This is a genomic window from Paraburkholderia sp. JHI2823 (assembly GCF_038900695.1).
Classification (GTDB): domain Bacteria; phylum Pseudomonadota; class Gammaproteobacteria; order Burkholderiales; family Burkholderiaceae; genus Paraburkholderia; species Paraburkholderia mimosarum.
The window spans coordinates 92,150-109,884 of record NZ_JAYMRY010000028.1; the positions used below are offsets into that span (position 1 = coordinate 92,150).

Here is a 17,735-nt window from a genome sequence, read left to right on the forward strand (position 1 = left end):
GGCGGCGGATCCACTCGGTTGATCGATGCCTCGCGGCGAGGCGCGTTACCGTGTACGTCCGGCGACATTATTCACGCGGCTCGCGTGGAGCAGTGTGGCCGGCCGCACTTACGCGCGATGAACGTGGCTCTACGCTGTGTAGAAATGCCTGTTCATGCATTCGAGCACTAGCACCCCCCAGGAGGAGAGTCGCAGTCATGAAGGTGGCCATCGTGCACGACTGGCTCGTCGTTTCTGGCGGAGCCGAAAAAGTGCTGCAGCAGATCATCGAATGCTTCCCCGACGCGGACCTGTTCAGCCTCGTGGACTTTCTCGAAGATCGCTCGATCGTGCGCGAGAAGGCCGTGCAGACGTCGTTCATTCAGCACCTGCCGTTCGCGCGCCGCCGCTATCGGGGCTACCTGCCGCTCATGCCGCTCGCCATCGAGCAGTTCGATCTCGCCACCTACGATCTGATCATCACGAGTTCGTATGCCGTCGCCAAGGGAGTGCTGGTCGGCCCCGACCAGACCCACGTGAGCTACGTGCATTCGCCCATCCGCTACGCGTGGGATCTCCAGCATCAGTACCTGCGCGAATCGCACCTCACGCACGGCATGCGTTCGTGGGCCGCGCGCGCGCTGCTGCACTATCTGCGCAACTGGGACTCGCGCTCGGCCAACAGCGTGGACCAGTTGCTGTGCAACTCGCACTTCGTCGCGCGGCGCATCATGAAAACCTATCGCCGCGAAGCCTGCGTCGTGGCCCCGCCCGTCGACGTGCAGGGGTTCGAGATGCGCGCGGAAAAAGAAGACTTTTATCTGTGCGCGTCGCGCATGGTGCCGTACAAGCGCATCGACCTCATCGTCGAGGCCTTCGCCGCCATGCCCGAACGCCGTCTCGTCGTGATCGGCGACGGCCCGCAGATAGCGGACGTGCGCGCCAAGGCCACGTCCAATGTGAATATTCTCGGCTATCAACCTTTCGAAGTCCTCAGAGACCACATGCAGCGCGCGAAGGCCTTCGTTTTCGCGGCCGAGGAAGACTTCGGCATCGCCATTCTCGAAGCACAGGCGTGCGGCACGCCCGTGATCTGCTATGGCAAGGGCGGCGTGCTGGAAACCGTCGTACCGCTCGGCGAACCCGAACCGACGGGCATTTACTTTCCCGAGCAGACGGTGCAGTCGCTCAGCGCCGCGGTCATGGCGTTCGACCGCAGCATCGACAGCTTCACTCCGCAGGCGTGCCGCAAAAACGCCGAACGCTTCTCGCCCGCCGTGTTCCGCCGCACGTTCATGATGGAAGTGATGCGAACCATCGCCGCACAGAGCGTGCTTCGCGACACGCCGCACACCGAAGAAGGAATGCGCCTGGGCGTGCGGTAGTGCGCGTTTCCGCCAACGAACGCCGAGACCTGTCGCCGCGGCTGTCAGTCTGGGGCGCCCGCCCTGTGTGAGGCGCGCCTCCTCTTTTCCTCTCGTATCACCCGCATTAGCGTAAAGCAGCGTCGCTACGCTTTGCCTTCCCGCGCCTCGTATCTGCCGATGCGCGCCTCCTTTGCGCCTTCGAGCGTATGTGAATCGCAGCCATCCATTCAGTTAGCTAACGACGATCGAAAAGATCGCATGCAAATGTAATGCCGATGTCAGTTGGGGTAAGTGCGGAGGGGCACGCATGCGAAGTGATTGGCCGCGAATAATAGCCAGCATAAAAAACCCCTTTTTGCTGGCTAAATAATCATGTTCGAGGAAACCACGCAGGCAACCCCGCCCATTCTGGCGTCAGGCCTGCTAAGCGACGGGGATGTGTACGTGGAAACGTATGCTGAAACTCGCGCACAGCAAGGGCCTGCGAGCATCTTGTTCGTCGACCAGAGCGGACAACTTGGCGGCGCGGAGTTCTCGCTCATGCCGCTCGCGGCCACGTGGGGTGCGCGCCGCGAAGTGCTGCTGCTTTCGGACGGCCCGTTTCGCGCGCGCCTCGAATCGCTCGGCGTGCCGGTGAGCCTTGCATGCGAGGCCAGCGTCTCCGATATCCGCAAGGACACGTTGCGTCTGCACTGGCTTGGCGCGCTGCCCGGCATACTGCGCCAGGTGCGCGCCATCGCGCGCCACGCGGAATCATTCGACATCCTGTTCCTCAACACACAGAAGGCGCTCGTGCTCGGCGCGCTCGGCAAGCCGCTGCATCGCAAGCGGATCGTCTGGCATCTGCACGACATCATGTCGACCGAGCACTTCGGCCCGCTGCAACGGCTCGTCGTGCGCTGGCTCACGCGCTACGCGGTCGATCACGTGATCGCGAACTCGCGCGCGTCGGCCGACTCGCTCATCGCGCTCGCGCGCTGCGCGCCCGAAGACGTGCCGGTCGTGCACAACGGCGTGGATCTCGACGAGTTCAGTTGCAAGGACGCGCCGGACATGACGGGACTGCGCCGCAAGTTCAGACTCCCGGAGAATGTCTATCTCGCCGGGCTGTTCGGGCGTCTCGCGCCATGGAAGGGCCAGCACATCGCGCTCGAAGCGCTCGCGCGCGTGCCGGACCTGCATCTCGTGCTGGTCGGCTCGGCGCTCTTCGGCGAACAGGAATATGTGAAATCGCTGCACAGCCAGGCCGCACGCCTTGGCGTGGAGGATCGTCTGATCTTTGCAGGATTTCGCGACGACATGCCCGCATGGATGAAGGCCGTCGATGTGATCCTGCACACGTCCACCGAGCCCGAACCGTTTGGCCGCGTGATCATCGAGGGCATGGCGGCGGGCCGCCCCGTCATCGCGGCAGCGGCCGGAGGCGTGACCGAGATCGTGCAGCACCGGATAAATGGGTGGCTTGTGCCGCCACGCGACGTCGCAGCACTCGCGGACGCGATAGAAACCTTGCGCGCCGCGCCCGAGATGGCGAATCGCCTTGCCACGCAGGCGCTGGACGATGTCGCGCAGCGTTTTTCAGTCGGGGCGTATATCGACCAGATGAAGCAGATGATTTCCAACGTCAGCGAGTGAATGTTCAAACGCGTGCGCGTTGTGTGCCTCTGCTAACGGTCGGCAGAACGTGGCGTGCCTAAGATGGGATCATTTCCACTCCACTGCCCATCGATCCGCATATCATGAGCGCAGCGAAGCTCAGTTCCTGGGGCCACTATCCTTATGCGCCGCAAACGGGCCCGTCGCCCGGCTGGCGCGAAGGCGTGCAGGGCGCGCTGCGCGACGCGGGCACGCGCTTCGGCACGACGCTGCCGTTCGGCAACGGGCGCAGCTATGGTGACAGCTGTCTCGCCGCGACCGATCACGTCGTCGCGCTTCGCGGGCTCGACCGCTTCATTGCAGCGGACTGGGAAACCGGCGTCCTGCGCGCCGAGGCGGGAGTCACGCTCGGCGAAGTGCTCGCGCTTTGCGTGCCGCGCGGCTGGATGCTGCCCGTCACGCCCGGCACCCAATTCGTCACGCTGGGCGGCGCCGTGGCCAACGACGTGCATGGCAAGAACCACCACGTGCGCGGCACGTTCGGGCGCCACCTGCGGCGCTTTTCGTTGCTGCGCTCCGACCGGGAACCGCTCGAATGCGCACCCGGCGAAAACACGGACCTCTACCGCGCAACCATTGGCGGCCTCGGGCTCACGGGCATCATCGAGTGGATCGAGCTGCAACTGACGCCGATCGCCTCCAGCCGCCTTGCGACCGAGACAGTGCCCTTCGGCAACCTCGACGAGTTCCTCGCGCTCTCGCACGAACTGGACACGCAGCACGAATACGGCGTGGCGTGGATCGACTGCCTTGGCCGCGGTGCGGCGCTTGGCCGGGGCATCTATGTCTGCGCCGATCACGCCACAGACCAATGCTACGACCTGCCAAGGCGCCGGGAGCGCCAGGTGCCGTTCGCGCCGCCGTGGTCGCCCGTGAACCGCTACACGCTCAAGCTCTTCAATACGTTCTACTACCGGCGCGAAGCCGCAAAGGCCGGCTCTGCCGTCGTCGACTACGCGAGCTACTTCTATCCTCTCGACAGCATCCAGAACTGGAATCGACTCTATGGGCGGCGCGGCTTCCAGCAATACCAGCTCGTCGTGCCGGACGCCACAGCGCGCGACGCACTGCATGCGTTCCTCGACACCATCGCGTCGACGAATGCGGGCTCGTTTCTCGCGGTCCTCAAGCGCTGCGGCCCGCTCGTCTCGCCGGGCCTGCTGTCGTTCCCGATGCAGGGCATCTCGCTCGCACTCGATTTCCCGCAGAACGAGGCGCGCAACACCGCGCTCTTTGCGCGGCTCGACGCGATCGTGCGCGAAGCGGGCGGCCGCCAGTACCCGGCCAAGGACGCACACATGAGCGGCGCGGATTTTCGCACCGCCTATCCCGCATGGCAGGCGCTCGAACAACTGCGCGACCCGCTTCTGATGTCGCGCTTCTGGCAACGGACAACCCGGTAATGGACAAGAACATCCTGATCGTAGGCGGCTCGTCCGCCATCGCCGTGGCGTGCGCACGCGAGTGGATCAAGCGCGGCGCAAACTTCATGCTGGCGGGGCGGCACCCACCGCGGCTCGACGCCGTCGCGCAGGACCTGCGCGTACGCGGCGCGGGACGCGTCGGCACCTTCGTGCTCGACGTCAACGACTTCGACCAGCACCGCGCGATGCTCGACGCAACCGTGGCCGAACTCGGCCGCATCGACATTGTCCTGCTCGCGCACGGCACGCTCTCCGACCAGTCCGAATGCGAGCGCGACCCGCAGGCCGCGGTGCGCGAGATCACCGTCAATGCGCTCTCGACCATCGCGCTGCTCACGCTGCTCGCCGGCGTGTTCGAAACGCAGAAAAGCGGTTCGATTGCCGTGATCTCGTCCGTGGCGGGCGACCGCGGGCGGCCGTCGAACTATGTCTACGGCACCGCCAAGGCGGCCGTCACGACCTTCTGCGAAGGGTTGCGCGCACGCCTCTTCAAATCGAACGTGAAAGTGCTCACGATCAAGCCCGGCTTCGTCGACACGCCGATGACGGCCGGCCTTACGCTGCCGGGCCCGCTCGTCGCTTCGCCCGAGCGCGTGGCGACGGACATCGTGCGCGCCGTGGAGCGCGGGAAGGACTCGATCTACACGCCGTGGTTCTGGGCCGAGATCATGCTCGTGATCCGCTCGCTGCCCGGCTTCGTGTTCAAGAGGATCTCGCTATGAGCAGCCCGGCCGCCGGCATGACGCTCAGCCGCACGCGGCTCGTATTCTGGTATGCGGTGTTCGCGGCTATTTCGATCGGCGCCAATCTCGGCAGCCAGAGCCTCGCGTTTCATCTGTACCAGGGCGCTCATGCCGTGCCCATTTCGGTGTGCGTTGGCACCGCAGTCGGGCTCGTCGTCAAGTACCTGCTCGACAAGGCCTGGATCTTCCGCTACGAGCACCGCAGCGTCGCGCACGGCGTGCGCACCTTCGCGCTCTATGTGGCCATGGGGCTCGGCACGACCCTCGTGTTCTGGGTGGTGGAGTTCGGCGCCGACGCGCTCTTTCACAACGAAACGGCACGCCTCGCCGGCGGCGCGCTGGGACTCGTGATCGGCTATGTCACGAAATATCACCTCGACAAGCGCTTCGTGTTTGCCTGAGCCATTGCCCGGCGCACGGTAGTGCGTTGCCGCACAGAGCCCGCGCGCCGCCGTCGCTACGATGGGCTCAGACTCCGGACTTGCGCGCGCGACGCGTTTGCGCCTCGCTCCGGCAAACGCTTCAGCCGCTGACGCCCCGCCTTGCCTGGCGCCGGCACGGAGAAATTTGATGGCCACGCCCGCAGCGAACGCGGTCCCGCTATGCGTCGATCTGGACGGGACGCTCATGCGCACCGATTTGCTCTTCGAAGCCTTCTTCGTCCTGTTCAAGCAGAATCCGCTATCGATCTTCCTGTGCATCGCGTGGGCACTGCGCGGGCGCGCCTACCTGAAAGAGCAGATCGCCCAGCGCGTGAACATCGATGTGGGCGTGCTGCCGTACAACACGGAACTGCTCGCCTGGTTGCACAGCGAGCGTTCGAATGGGCGCGACCTGTACCTATGCACGGCCACCAACCAGCGTCTCGCTGCGCAGATTGCGGCGCACGTCGGCCTCTTCACGGGCGTGCTCGCGAGCACTGCCAGTAACAATCTGCTCGGCAAGAACAAGGCGCGGGCGCTCGTCGAGCAGTTCGGCGACCACGGCTTCGACTATTGCGGCGACGCGCGGGCTGACGTACCGGTCTGGCGCCAGGCGCGGCAGGCGATCGTGGTGGGCGACAAGCATATTGCCGCCGCCGCGCGCAAGGCGAACGCGGCCACCATCTTCTTCGAAGAAAAGCGCCAGTTGATCCCGCTCGTGCTCAAGGAAATGCGCGTGCATCAGTGGGTGAAGAACGTGCTGATCTTCGTGCCGCTGCTCACCGCGCACCGCTTCACGGACCTCCGGACGGTCGTGGCCGCCTGCATCGCGTTCGCATCGTTCAGCCTGCTCGCGTCGTCCGTGTACCTGCTCAACGACATGCTCGACCTCGATGCCGATCGCCGCCACGCGCGCAAGCGCACCCGGCCATTTGCTTCGGGACGGCTCACGCTCAAGTTCGGCATCGTGCTGACCATGGTGCTGCTCGCTGCCGGTGCCGGGCTCGCCGTGCTGCTGCCGTGGAAGTTCGGCGCCGTGCTGGCCGCCTATTTCGTCGCTACGGTCGCCTACTCTTTCGCGCTCAAGCGGATGACGCTCGTCGACGTGTTCACGCTCGCGTGCCTTTATACGGTGCGCGTGATCGCCGGCGGCACCGCTACTGGCATTCCGCTGTCGTACTGGCTGATCCTGTTCTGCGTGCCGATCTTCCTTTCGCTCGCCATGGTCAAGCGCTATGTCGAACTCGACATGATCCTGCGCGAAGGCAAAGCCGAAGCGGCGGGCCGCGGCTACATCACGCAGGACATGTCGATCCTGCGCTCGTTCGGCACGGCTTCCGCCTACCTGGCCGTTCTCGTGCTCGCGCTTTACATGAACACACCCGAAATGCGGCAGTTGTACCAGCATCCCCAGGCACTCTGGGCCACCTTCGCGCTCACGCTCTACTGGGTAAGCCGGATCTGGATGTGCGCGTTTCGCGGCAACATGCACGACGACCCGATCGTCTTCGCTTTCAAGGATCGCGCGAGCCTCGCCGTGGTCGCGCTTTGCGGGCTCAGCATGCTGCTGGCGATGTAATTTCGCGCCGGCCCGCAACGACTCCACAGGCGTTGGCCCACGGGACTACGTTCCCGCTGTACCTCGTGCCTGCCGCGCGCTCGGCGCCGCGAGCGCGTCGCCTCTGTACAACCTGCGTTCGAGCCCGACAAAAGGCCCTGTGCCTGCCGCGCTCGCGCTGGCCTTCGCCGTCCGGTTCACGCGACTGCCTGGCTACCGGCAAGCGAGCCGCATCAGCTCGACAGATGATCTGCATCCGCGGCGGCCAAAATGCGCTTAGCTCATAGGAATGCGAACAAAAAACGCGGTATAAAAAAATGTATTAGCTGCGCCCGTCCACGGGCACCGGCGTCTGTGGCGGCAAACTCGCGCGAGCGGCGCTGCGCCGTGCGGACATTCTGCCCAGCACGCCCATCGCCGGGCGCTCCACGAGCAGATGGAACACATACGCAACAGCGAGCGCGACCAGGAAGAAACCCATCGACCACAGGATGCTGACCGGCCTGATCGAATGAAAGCGCCACGAAACCAGCGCGACGAAAATCGGAATATGCACGATATAGAGCGAATAGCTGAATTCGCCGATTTTCTCCAGCGCGCGCACGACGAGGGCCCGGCTCGCGCGAGCATGCAGCATCCATTCGAGGAACGGCGCGAATGCCATCGCCCAGAACTGGAATTGGACGTACTGCGTCGGCGCGACGCATCCCAGCACGAGCATGAGGGGCGCAACGGCGAATACGAGGCCTTTGCGCACTCGCTGGCCCCGAACCTCGCGCTCGGCGATCCACGCGCCGAGATACCACGACGCCCAGTAAGAGCTGAACACGATGATCCCGCGCCGCTCCAGCCACGCGTACGAGACCGCGCCCAGCACGATCAGGCCCGCGAGCGTCCAGTTAGTACCGATGCGCCGCCGCACCGCGAACAGCAGCGGATAGAGCGCATAGAACTGAATTTCGAGCGAGAGCGTCCAGAGCGCGCCGTTCGAGCCATAAGTCGGCGCGGTGATGCCCTGCAGCGCCAGCAGGTTGCCGGCAAAAGCGAAGAGGCCGGTGTCGCCCAGGCGGTCGTTATGCGGCCAGTAACTGGCGCTAAAACTGTCTAGCGCGAACGTCAGCATCAGCGCGCAGAACAGCACCGGATAGATGCGGATGAAACGGCGCAGCAGGAAGTCGCCCGCGTCGAGCCGATAGAGCGGGTTGCGCGCGAGCCGCGCCGCGTGGCTGCGATGAATGCAATAGCCGCTGATCACGAAAAAGATCGGCACCCCGATCGAGCCCCAGACAAACGGAATCGTCAGGTAGGCCAGCGCGGTATCGAGCGAAAACAGCGCATGGTGCCCCGCAATGTATTCGCGGATGCCCACCCATGCTATGACCCGGCAATGAAAATACGCGACGATCATCGCGGCGATGCCGCGCATAGCCTCGACATTGCGAGTGCTGTCGCCGTCCCCGCTCTTCATGTGATGGCTCTTTGCGTAGATTTCACGGCGCGTGCTCGCGCATGGGCCCGGCGCCGCCGCCGAAGATACCTCCGATTTAAGCAAAGCGATGCGTGGTCCTCTGTGCGCGCGCATACACACCCCGTGCCGCAAAGGCGCCCCGCCGCCTTTGTATAATCGCGCATTCCACTTTCCGGTCGCGCGTTCCTTTCATGCTCAGTTTCGCCCTAGGCTTCCTCGTTTCGTTGCTGGTCACGTTGTTGATCGTGCGCTACGCGCATCTGCATGAAAGGTTCTCCGTCGACTCGGATCTCGCCGGCGTGCAGAAATTCCACGTGCGGCCCGTGCCGCGCATCGGCGGAACTGGCATTCTCGCGGGGCTCATCGTGGCTGCCGCGCAACTCCACGGCGCGTATCCGGCGGTCTCGGGCGGCATCCTCGGCATCGCCGCGTGCGGCTTGCCCGCGTTCGGCTCGGGGCTGGTCGAAGATCTCACCAAGCGCGTCTCGCCGCTCGCGCGCCTTCTCTGCACGATGGCCGCCGCCGCGCTCGCGTTCTGGTTCCTCGGCATCGCGGTCACGCGCATCAGCGTGCCGCCGCTCGACTTCCTCCTTTCCTACGCTGCAATTTCCTTCGTCGTCACCGTGCTCGCGGTCGCGGCGCTCGCCAACGCGGTCAATATCATCGACGGCTTCAACGGCCTCGCCTCGATGGTCGCGTTCATGATGTTCGCCTCGCTCGCCTACGTGGCCTTCCAGGTGCACGACCCGGTGGTGCTTTCCGCGTCGTTCATCATGATGGGCGCGGTGCTGGGCTTCTTCATGTGGAATTTCCCAGCTGGCCTGATCTTCCTCGGCGACGGCGGCGCGTATTTCATCGGCTTCATGCTCGCCGAACTGTCGATCCTGCTCGTCATGCGCAACCGGGACGTGTCGGCCTGGTATCCGGTGCTGCTCTTCATGTACCCGATCTTCGAGACCTGTTTCTCGATCTACCGGAAGAAGTTCGTGCGCGGCATGTCGCCGGGCATTCCCGACGGCGTGCACCTGCACATGCTCGTCTACAAGCGGCTCATGCGCTGGGTCGTGGGCGCGCGCAACGCACGCGAGCTCACTCGCCGCAATTCGCTCACCTCGCCGTATTTGTGGCTGCTCTGCCTGATCGCCGTGATTCCCGCCACGCTGTTCTGGCGGCACACGCTGCATCTGTTCTGCTTCGTCGTGGTGTTCGCGCTCACCTACGTGTGGCTCTACGTGAGCATCGTGCGCTTTCGCTCGCCCAAGTGGCTCGTGGTGCGCAGGACGCGCCGGCATTGAGCCGCGTCACCCGCGCACTGAGCCGCGTCATGGCGCAACGACCCGTTCACGCCGACGCGCCCGCGCTCAGCCGCGCGACTTGCGCCTCCAGCTCGCGCACGCGTTCCTCGCGCTTCGCCGCCGCCTCCTCCAGTTCCCGAATGCGCGCCTCGCGCGCGTCCAGCGCCGCCTTCACGTCCGCCGCCTCGAAACGCTGAGGAATGTGCTGCGGGCAATTCATGTCCCACGCATCGACCGTGAAGACGATCGCCCGCGCCGCGCGCGCCTTGTAGCCCACCGGCATGAGCGCTTCGATGAGCGCCGGGTCGTCCGCTGCATCCACCACGCGCGCACGGCCCCAGAGCTTCACGCGCCGGCGCCGCGCATAGTCGATCAGAAACAGATGCGCCTGCGGGTTGTCGGTCAGATTGCCGAGCGTGATGTATTGCTGGTTGCCGATGAAATCGGCGAATGCGATGGTGTGCTCGTCAACCACGTGCAGGAAGCCCGCCGGGCCGCCGCGATGCTGGATGTACGGCTGCCCTTGCGCGTTCGCGGTGCCGAGAAAGATGCTGGTCTGCGCGCCGATGAACGCCTCGATCTCGGGCGTGATCGCCACGCCCCAGCCGCGCTCGCGCTCCATGCGGGCATAAAGCTCGCGCGATCCGAGACGCTCCTGCATCGCCTTGACCGTGGGCGTGAAAGCAATGTCGCTGGGATAACGATGGACGGGCTCGGTATGCGGGGCGCTCGGGCTCATCTCGGACTCCTTCGCCGCAGGCTGCGGGGTTGATGGACGGTTCCGCAAGCGTAGGGTCTTCCAGCGCAGAAGAGAATCCACCGCCAATGAGAAGCGTCCTCCCGAATTCCGGGAGGATAGGCGGCTGTCGGGCACGCGACTCGCTGTCGCGGCGCTTTCAGACCACGCGAAAACGCCGAAAGGCGCACGAGCCCGGTTACACCCGGCGCCCCATGGAGCGCGAAGCGCGCTACCCTAGGTGTTCACGCCGCGTGGCGCGAGTTCACTCAACCGCCCGGGGCCGCCTGCGCCGGGCGTCATGGCAGGGAGTCGAACATGTCGAAAACGATCTGGATTGTCGTCGCCAACCGTGCTACCGCGCGCATCTTCGCCGCCGAAAGCCCGCTCGGCGCCATCGACGAAGTGGAGACGCTGCTGCATCTGCAAGGCCGCATGCCGGACGGGAGCCTCGTGACCGACAAGCCGGGGCGCACCACCGAACGCGTCGGGTTCGCCCGCAGCGCGACCGATCCCGACACCACCCAGCACGAACACGAAGCCACGGTGTTCGCCGCGGAAATCGCGACGACGCTCGCGAAGGCGCGCAACGACGCGCGCTACGGCACGCTCGTGCTCGCCGCGCCGCCCGCGTTCCTGGGCGCGCTGCGCAAGGCGATCGACGCGCAAACGCGCAGTCTCGTCACGCTCGAACTCGACAAGGATCTCGCGGCGCTCGACGCACGCGAACTGCGCGCGCGCTTGCCCGAGCGGCTCGTGCGGGCCGAGGCGTGACGGTTCAGGCAAAGGTTTAGGGCGGGCTCGAACCGCGGGCTGGGCCTGCGGTTCGTCCGGCGCTCACGTCATGTCGATCACGACGCGCCCCTGGGTGCCGGCCGCGACCGCCTCGTAGGCTTCACGCGCCCGGGCAAGCGGAAAGTGCGCGGCCACGACGGGCGCCTCGAACTGGCCCGCTTCGAACGCTTCGGCTATCGCGCGCATCAGCGGCGCCGATTCGGCCACGCCGAGCTTCGCGCTGTCGGCGCCGAGAAGCTGTGTCTCGTTGTGATAGAAGTCGATCAGATCGAACTCCACGCGCCGCTTGCCGGTCGCGCTGATCTCCACCACGCGGCCACGACGCTTCGCAAGCGAGAGCGCGAGTTCGAAGGCGAGGCCGCCCACCGCGTCGTAGACCACATCCGCGCCTGCGCCGCCCGTCAGTTCGCGCACGCGCTGGGCGGCGCGCTCGTCCATCTCCACGAAAGCGTCGATCAGGCGCGCGGCCGGTGAATCCGCGAGCGGCGCCGCGCGGCCCACACCGATCACGCGCGCGCCGCGCGCCTTCGCGATCTGCGTGACTGCGCCGCCCACGCCGCCCGACACGCCGATCACGGCAATCGTCTCGCCCTCGGTGAGGCGCGCGTAATCGACGGTGCCCAGCCACGCCACCACGAAGTTCACGCCAATCGACGCGGCCTGCGCATGGGAGAGGCCCGAAGGCTTGCGCGCGAGCGCGGCCACGGGCAATTCGATGAACTCGGCGTGCGTGCCGTCGCGCGTGAAGCCGATGTCACCGCCCGTGCCCCAGACTTCAGCGCCCAGCCAGGCTTGCGGCCCCGCCACCACCACGCCGCTGAAGTCGCGACCCGGCACGCGCGGCGGCACCGTGTGCTCGAAATGGCCCGAGACGTTCTTCACGTCGCTCGGATTGACCGAGGCGCTCATGATCTGCACTAGCGCGCTTTCCGCGCCGGGCGCGAGCGTGGGTAGATCGACGTATTCGAGCACCTCGGGCGTGCCGAAGGTCTTGAACTGGATGGCTTTCATGGCGGGACTCCGTGGATTGAGGGGCACGCGCCTCGTCCCCGGTTCCCCGGTGACAGGGGTCAGTCGAACAGCGCTCGATCAGCCCTCGAAATCGAGCCCGCCGATCAGCACCTCAGGCTCCCCCTGGGTGCGCGAAGCAAAATCGACGGGGCGCGCCGACTCCCACGACGCCATCTTGCGCACCGTCGCTTCGAGGTAGTGTTCGAAGCGCGCTTCGCCGCCGGGTCCCATGAGGCTCTCGATCTCGTCGGTGTCCCAGGTCAGCGAGACGTTCAGCGGATACACGTACGGATGCCGGTGCTCGTTCGCGAGGCCGCGCAGGTGCACGCTCGTGGGGTGGCCGAGCCCGGCGCCCGGCACGACATCGACGTGCACGGACGGGCCGAACTGTTTCGCCAGTTTCGCCGCGATACGCGGTGCGAATTCTTCTTCGAACCGGCGAACGGCTTCGATGCTCATGCTTGGGGGCACTCCACGGGAGTTGGCTGCGGGGCAAAGCGCTTCGCCCGAAAATTTGAAGAATATCAAATATCGTGTGGCGTGCTGGCACCCTGCCAAGCCGTCCGTGCTTCGGCCAATGACTACGATCTGTTCATATCCGGGAGACATGCGTACAGCAGGCCGGTCGTTGCCGCGGCAACGACCGGCGAAGTCAGGCAGTCGATCCTGAAGGTTGCGGCCTGGAGCGCGGCGCGCGAACGCCGCGCGCCACGAATCAGGCAAGGCAAAGATACTGCCGATAGCTGTACTTGCGCACCGCCGGGTAGCGTCCGAGCATGTTGTCGAAGCCTGTCGTGAGCGATCGCAGATGCCCATGCAGCAGATACAGCGACACCAATTGCGCAAACACCATTTCCGGAAACTCAGTCACCACATTGAAGTGCTTGCGCAGGTGATCGACCTCGTACGGTGCGAGAGGCCACTCATCGTCGTCGCCGTATTTCGGCACCCAGAGCTTTCCCACGACGTGCTTGCGGAACCACATCATCGTGGCACTCGCGCTGTTGTTTTCGAAGAAGAAGGCGCGGCCGCCTGGCTTGATCGCCTTGCGCAGCGCGATGGCGAACTGATCGAACGGTTCGATGTGGTGCAAGATCATCGAGCCAAACACGAAGTCCACCGGCGGCAGCGTCGAAAGTTTCTGGGCGGCGAGCACCACCGGGTGGATATTGTCGATGCGCTGCAGGATGCAGTAGCGCTTGAGGTTATTGACCGCTTGCGTGCTGAGGTCGACGCTTACCACCTCCGCGCCGAGCGACGCGAAGAACAGCGACGAAGCACCGCTTCCGCAGCCCAGGTCGATCAGCGTTTTGCCTCTCAGATCGCCGAAGTGTGCAACTGCGCGCTGATAGACGGGCGAATTCAGGTCCGGGAGTTCGACAAGCTGCTCCTCTTCCTCGGCGCGAACGCGAAACCGTTCGTTCCAGAACTCTTGAGGCTGTTGCATTGGCTGCTCCTCGGCAAGCGTGTCCCCTACGTGGTCATGGCGGAAAGTCGGGAGGGGCGGCCCGCCCCGGAAAATCGCCTCCGGGTCCAGAGTATTGGGTCGTGCGGCGCCCCACTGTGCGCAAACGCACCGTCGGAACCGGCAGCCCGCCAGGCGCCGATTTCACTGGCAAGGCGACGCCGTGACGCCCTGTCACCCTGCTGCCGTTGCGAAGCCGCACCCTTGGCCAACCCGGCCAGCTCTTGACGAGAGACATGGAAGGGCCTCTGCTGTGACCACGTCGTTCACGCCGCCCGGCGCTCCCGCGCGGCCACGAGGCTGCGCACGCCTTCGAGCGAATAGACGCCGAGTGCGGCCCAGATCGCGCCATAGCCCACGGCATTCACCGCACCGAACGGCTCCCCGTAGATGAGCACGCCGGTGAGCAGTTGCAGCGTGGGCGTGACGTACTGGATGATGCCGAGCATCGATAGCGGAATGCGCCGCGCCGCCGCGCCGAAGAGCAGCAGCGGGATGGCCGTGATCGGGCCGGAGGCCGCGAGCAGCAGCTGCAGCCCGCGCGGCGCGTGCGTGAAGTGGCTTGCGCCCGCGAGGCCCACGATCGTCAGATAGACGATCGCGACGGGAAAAAGCAGCACGGTTTCGAGCGCGAGGCCTTCGAGCGCGCCTAGCTTCGCGGTCTTGCGCAAGAGCCCATAGCCGCCGAAGGTCACGGCGAGCGCGAGGCTGATCCAGGGCGGCGCGCCGTTTTGCCAGGTGAGCCACGCGACGCCCGCGGTGGCCAGCGCCACAGCCGCCCATTGCAGCGCGCGCAGCCGCTCGCGCAGAAACACATAGCCGAACAGCACGTTGATGAGCGGATTGATGAAGTAGCCGAGGCTCGCCTCGACGATGTGCCCCGCATTGACGGCCCAGATATAGATGCCCCAGTTGGCCGAAAGCAGCACGGCGCTCGCCACGAAACGCCCGAGCAGGCGCCGGTCGCGCAGCGTGGGTCCGAGCCAGCGCCAGTGTCGGCGCACGACGAGTACGGCGATCACGAACACGAGCGACCACGCCATGCGGTGCGCGAGCATTTCGAGCGCGGGAATCTGGTGCAGCGTCTTGAAATAGATGGGGAAGAGCCCCCAAACAGCGAAGGCAGCGAACGCGTAGAGGATGCCGGGATTCATATTGGTTCTGTTGATGGCGCACGAGCGCGAGCCGCACGCCGGCGCCGCACTGAAGGCCCGCGACTCGCCAGTCCTTAGCGCGAAGGCAGTCGAAAGGCGGCCGCGCTGCGCCGGTTCTTGCCGGGGTTCTTGCCGGGTTTTTGCCGGGTTTTTGCTTTACCCAGCGCCTGGGCGCCGGTTTTGCGACAATAGCGGATTTTCGCCGCCAGCCTTGCCCGTTGTCCAGCCTGACGCAACGCTTACAGCGCGCGCTGGCCGCTAGCGCGGACGGCGCCGAAATCCCTAACGTCCACTGAAGCCTCCCGAACCGGCCTCCTCGCACGCGATGTCCTTCCCCCATATCGATCTGCTGTATTCGCTGTCCGGCCTGTTCGTCGGCTTTCTGGTCGGCTTGACCGGCGTGGGCGGCGGCTCGCTGATGACGCCGATCCTCGTCCTGCTCTTCAACGTGCACCCCGCCACCGCAGTCGGTACGGACCTGCTCTACGCGGCCGCGACCAAGTCGGCGGGCACGCTCGTGCATGGGCTCAAGGGGTCGGTGGACTGGCGCGTCACGCTGCGGCTCGCGGCCGGCAGCGTGCCCGCCGCGACGATCACGCTGATCCTGCTGCATCGCTTCGGCATGGACACGCCGCGCGCGGGGCATCTGATCCAGGCCGTGCTGGGCGTGGCGCTGCTCATCACGGCCGTCGCGCTCATCTTCCGCCCGCAACTGGCTGCGTTCGCCTCGCGCCATCGCCACGCGCCGGGGGAGGCGCGCACGTTGTTCCTCACCATCCTGACTGGCGCGGTGCTTGGCGCGCTCGTCTCGCTCACCTCGGTGGGCGCGGGCGCCATCGGCGTGACGGTGCTGCTGCTGCTCTACCCAACGCTGCCGACGCTGCGCATCGTCGGCTCCGATGTGGCGCACGCGGTGCCGCTCACGCTGCTCGCGGGCGCGGGCCACTGGCTGCTCGGCTCGATCGACTGGCAGATGCTGCTCTCGCTGCTGTGCGGGTCGCTGCCGGGCATCGTGATCGGCAGCATGCTTTCTTCGAAAGCACCCGAAAAGCTCCTGCGCGTGCTGCTCGCCGCGACGCTCACGCTGGTGGGCGTGCGGCTCGTGCTTGCCTGAGCAGGGGGCACATCGGCCACGTCGGCGACGTCAAGTCCGCCGATTCCCGGCGCGCCGGCACTCTCAGGCGTGGGGAGCCTGGCGAAAGAACTTCCCGTTGAGATCGACTTCGAACTCGCGCAGCCACTGGCCGCGCGCGTCGATGCGGTACGCCTGCGCCCAGGCGCCGCGCCGCACGATCAGGACGTCGCCATGCTCCGGGTCGTTCGGATCGGCTTCGCCATGAATGTCGAACTGCATGGGCGCGAAGCCGTGCCGCGCACAGGCCAGTTCGAAGGCCGCCCGGTCGACGAGCGGCAAGTCGGTATAGGTATGAATGGTCATGGCGATTTCCTGCTTTCGGCGAAGAGGCCGCGCTCGACCTCGGGAAAAGCGCGCGATAACCACGGTATACCCCGAACTGCGGGAAAACTGTGTGTCACGCCACACGGGATGGGGGCGATGCACCATCGAGGACTCGCATATCGCCCGCGAGCTGGCGGCATCAGTGGGCCACGCAAGTTGGATGCCCGGCGGGCCGCCGCCAGCCAGTCACCCGCCACGCGTGCAAAAAGAAAGCCCCGGCCTTGGGAGCCGGGGCTTCGTTTTGCTGCCTTGTCCTGCTGCTGTGCCGCTGGCGCCCCTCGCGGGGCGCACCGGAGCGCTTATTGCTGCTTGACCGTCAGCTTGTTCGTCACCGACGTCACGCCCGCCACGCCTTTCGCGACTTCGCCAGCCTTGTCGATCTGACCCTGATCCGGCACCGTGCCGCTCAGCGTGACGGCGCCGCCGTGCGAGCGGACATGGATATCCGAAACGTCGATCCCCTTGGTCTTCGAAAGCGCCTTGCGCACCGCGTAACCCAGCTTTTGATCGGCCTTCTTGGCCGACGGCGCCGGAGCGGCAGACGTCGTGGCGGCGGGGGCGCTCGCCGACTCGTCCTGTGCATAGGACGCGCTGCAAGCCACCGTCAGGCAGAGTGCCGCGCCCAGCGTCTTCAGAATAGCGATCGATTTCATGTTTTCTCCTTGTGTCTTCGCGTTGTTGCCGGTTGTTTCACTGGTTGTTTCCGGGCTTCTGCCTGGAAATAGGACCGCCTTCCCCGCCGGCGGACGGCTCGAGTGCCGCCCGTCAGCCATGGTCCGACGGCTTCGTTACGACCACCGATGGCAGCGCCAGGCGCAATGCGCGCGTGCAAGCGCCGCCAGGGTCTGGACGCGATGCGAGAGGCAAGGATGAAGGACACAGAACGGCGCGTGAACGATGCGGGCTTCTTCACGCGATTTAATGATTGCGCCCACCGGGACGGGTCTACGCCCGTTTCCTGCTTGTCATGCAGGGTGGCTCGCGCCGCGCCCGAAGCCCTTTCGGTGCGCCGCCGCCGCAAGCCTCACGCGAGCAAGCGAGACACAATTTAGCCTGGCCGCGCCACAAGCGCAAAGACTTTAGCGCAGGCGCCCGTTGTGTGTGCGCAGTGTGTTGGGCGAGGCACGGCGCATGCCGCCGCAACGTCGATTCTCATGTACCATCGGCGCACGTAGGCCGCGCGATGCGCGCCATCACCCAACC

General features: G+C 65.6%; 17 protein-coding genes. 9 read left to right on the forward strand and 8 right to left on the reverse strand.

Annotated elements, in window-relative coordinates; all coding sequences use genetic code 11:
• Positions 1–197: 197 nt before the first annotated feature.
• The 6 genes from VSR34_RS25945 (at position 198) to VSR34_RS25970 (ending at position 7,170) form a co-directional block, all read left to right on the forward strand.
• Positions 198–1,364 carry a glycosyltransferase family 4 protein gene (locus VSR34_RS25945; RefSeq protein ID WP_342963961.1) on the forward strand — a complete coding sequence of 389 codons (1,167 nt, stop codon included), beginning with the start codon at positions 198–200 and terminating at the stop codon, positions 1,362–1,364.
• Between the two features lie 426 nt (positions 1,365–1,790).
• A complete protein-coding gene (locus VSR34_RS25950) occupies positions 1,791–2,981 on the forward strand; it encodes a glycosyltransferase family 4 protein (protein WP_342963962.1) in 1,191 nt (396 codons plus the stop codon).
• 104 nt (positions 2,982–3,085) lie between these two features.
• Entirely contained in the window at positions 3,086–4,405 is a 1,320-nt protein-coding gene (locus VSR34_RS25955) for an FAD-binding oxidoreductase (protein WP_342963963.1), read from the forward strand.
• The gene (locus tag VSR34_RS25960) at positions 4,405–5,148 is read left to right on the forward strand and encodes an SDR family oxidoreductase (protein WP_342963964.1); all 744 of its coding nucleotides are present in this window, start codon (positions 4,405–4,407) and stop codon (positions 5,146–5,148) included. Before VSR34_RS25955 ends, VSR34_RS25960 begins: the two co-directional genes overlap by 1 nt.
• Positions 5,145–5,570: a GtrA family protein gene (locus tag VSR34_RS25965; RefSeq protein ID WP_342963965.1), complete on the forward strand. Its 426-nt coding sequence runs from the start codon at positions 5,145–5,147 to the stop codon at positions 5,568–5,570. Before VSR34_RS25960 ends, VSR34_RS25965 begins: the two co-directional genes overlap by 4 nt.
• Before the next feature lie 169 nt (positions 5,571–5,739).
• Entirely contained in the window at positions 5,740–7,170 is a 1,431-nt protein-coding gene (locus VSR34_RS25970; RefSeq protein WP_342963966.1) for a UbiA family prenyltransferase, read from the forward strand.
• A gap of 301 nt (positions 7,171–7,471) precedes the next feature.
• On the opposite strand, the gene VSR34_RS25975 is transcribed toward VSR34_RS25970, so the two are convergent.
• On the reverse strand, positions 7,472–8,617 hold the full coding sequence (locus VSR34_RS25975; protein WP_342963967.1) for an acyltransferase: 1,146 nt from the start codon (positions 8,615–8,617) through the stop codon (positions 7,472–7,474).
• A gap of 191 nt (positions 8,618–8,808) precedes the next feature.
• On the opposite strand from VSR34_RS25975, the gene VSR34_RS25980 reads away from it, so the two are divergent.
• Complete coding sequence (locus VSR34_RS25980; RefSeq protein ID WP_028209574.1) at positions 8,809–9,912, forward strand: glycosyltransferase; 1,104 nt, start codon at positions 8,809–8,811, stop codon at positions 9,910–9,912.
• A gap of 46 nt (positions 9,913–9,958) precedes the next feature.
• On the opposite strand, the gene VSR34_RS25985 is transcribed toward VSR34_RS25980, so the two are convergent.
• On the reverse strand, positions 9,959–10,651 hold the full coding sequence (locus VSR34_RS25985) for a pyridoxamine 5'-phosphate oxidase family protein (RefSeq protein ID WP_342963968.1): 693 nt from the start codon (positions 10,649–10,651) through the stop codon (positions 9,959–9,961).
• A 315-nt stretch (positions 10,652–10,966) separates the two neighbouring features.
• Between VSR34_RS25985 and VSR34_RS25990 the strand changes: the two genes are divergently transcribed.
• A complete protein-coding gene (locus tag VSR34_RS25990) occupies positions 10,967–11,422 on the forward strand; it encodes a host attachment protein (RefSeq protein ID WP_342963969.1) in 456 nt (151 codons plus the stop codon).
• Positions 11,423–11,485: 63 nt separating this feature from the next.
• Here the strand turns inward: VSR34_RS25990 and VSR34_RS25995 are convergent, their stop codons facing one another.
• The 4 genes from VSR34_RS25995 to rarD all read right to left on the reverse strand — a co-directional run bounded on the left by VSR34_RS25995 (position 11,486) and on the right by rarD (position 15,073).
• The gene (locus VSR34_RS25995; protein WP_342963970.1) at positions 11,486–12,454 is read right to left on the reverse strand and encodes a zinc-binding alcohol dehydrogenase family protein; all 969 of its coding nucleotides are present in this window, start codon (positions 12,452–12,454) and stop codon (positions 11,486–11,488) included.
• A 78-nt stretch (positions 12,455–12,532) separates the two neighbouring features.
• Positions 12,533–12,913: a DUF5594 family protein gene (locus VSR34_RS26000; RefSeq protein WP_342963971.1), complete on the reverse strand. Its 381-nt coding sequence runs from the start codon at positions 12,911–12,913 to the stop codon at positions 12,533–12,535.
• A 256-nt stretch (positions 12,914–13,169) separates the two neighbouring features.
• Positions 13,170–13,901 (reverse strand): class I SAM-dependent methyltransferase, encoded by a 732-nt coding sequence (locus tag VSR34_RS26005; RefSeq protein ID WP_342963972.1) that lies wholly within the window; start codon positions 13,899–13,901, stop codon positions 13,170–13,172.
• Positions 13,902–14,185: 284 nt separating this feature from the next.
• Complete coding sequence (gene rarD / locus VSR34_RS26010) at positions 14,186–15,073, reverse strand: EamA family transporter RarD (RefSeq protein ID WP_342963973.1); 888 nt, start codon at positions 15,071–15,073, stop codon at positions 14,186–14,188.
• A 325-nt stretch (positions 15,074–15,398) separates the two neighbouring features.
• Between rarD and VSR34_RS26015 the strand changes: the two genes are divergently transcribed.
• A complete protein-coding gene (locus VSR34_RS26015; protein WP_342963974.1) occupies positions 15,399–16,187 on the forward strand; it encodes a sulfite exporter TauE/SafE family protein in 789 nt (262 codons plus the stop codon).
• A 63-nt stretch (positions 16,188–16,250) separates the two neighbouring features.
• Here the strand turns inward: VSR34_RS26015 and VSR34_RS26020 are convergent, their stop codons facing one another.
• A complete protein-coding gene (locus tag VSR34_RS26020) occupies positions 16,251–16,511 on the reverse strand; it encodes a hypothetical protein (protein ID WP_028209568.1) in 261 nt (86 codons plus the stop codon).
• 320 nt (positions 16,512–16,831) lie between these two features.
• Complete coding sequence (locus VSR34_RS26025) at positions 16,832–17,185, reverse strand: BON domain-containing protein (protein WP_342963975.1); 354 nt, start codon at positions 17,183–17,185, stop codon at positions 16,832–16,834.
• Between the last annotated feature and the right edge of the window lie 550 nt (positions 17,186–17,735).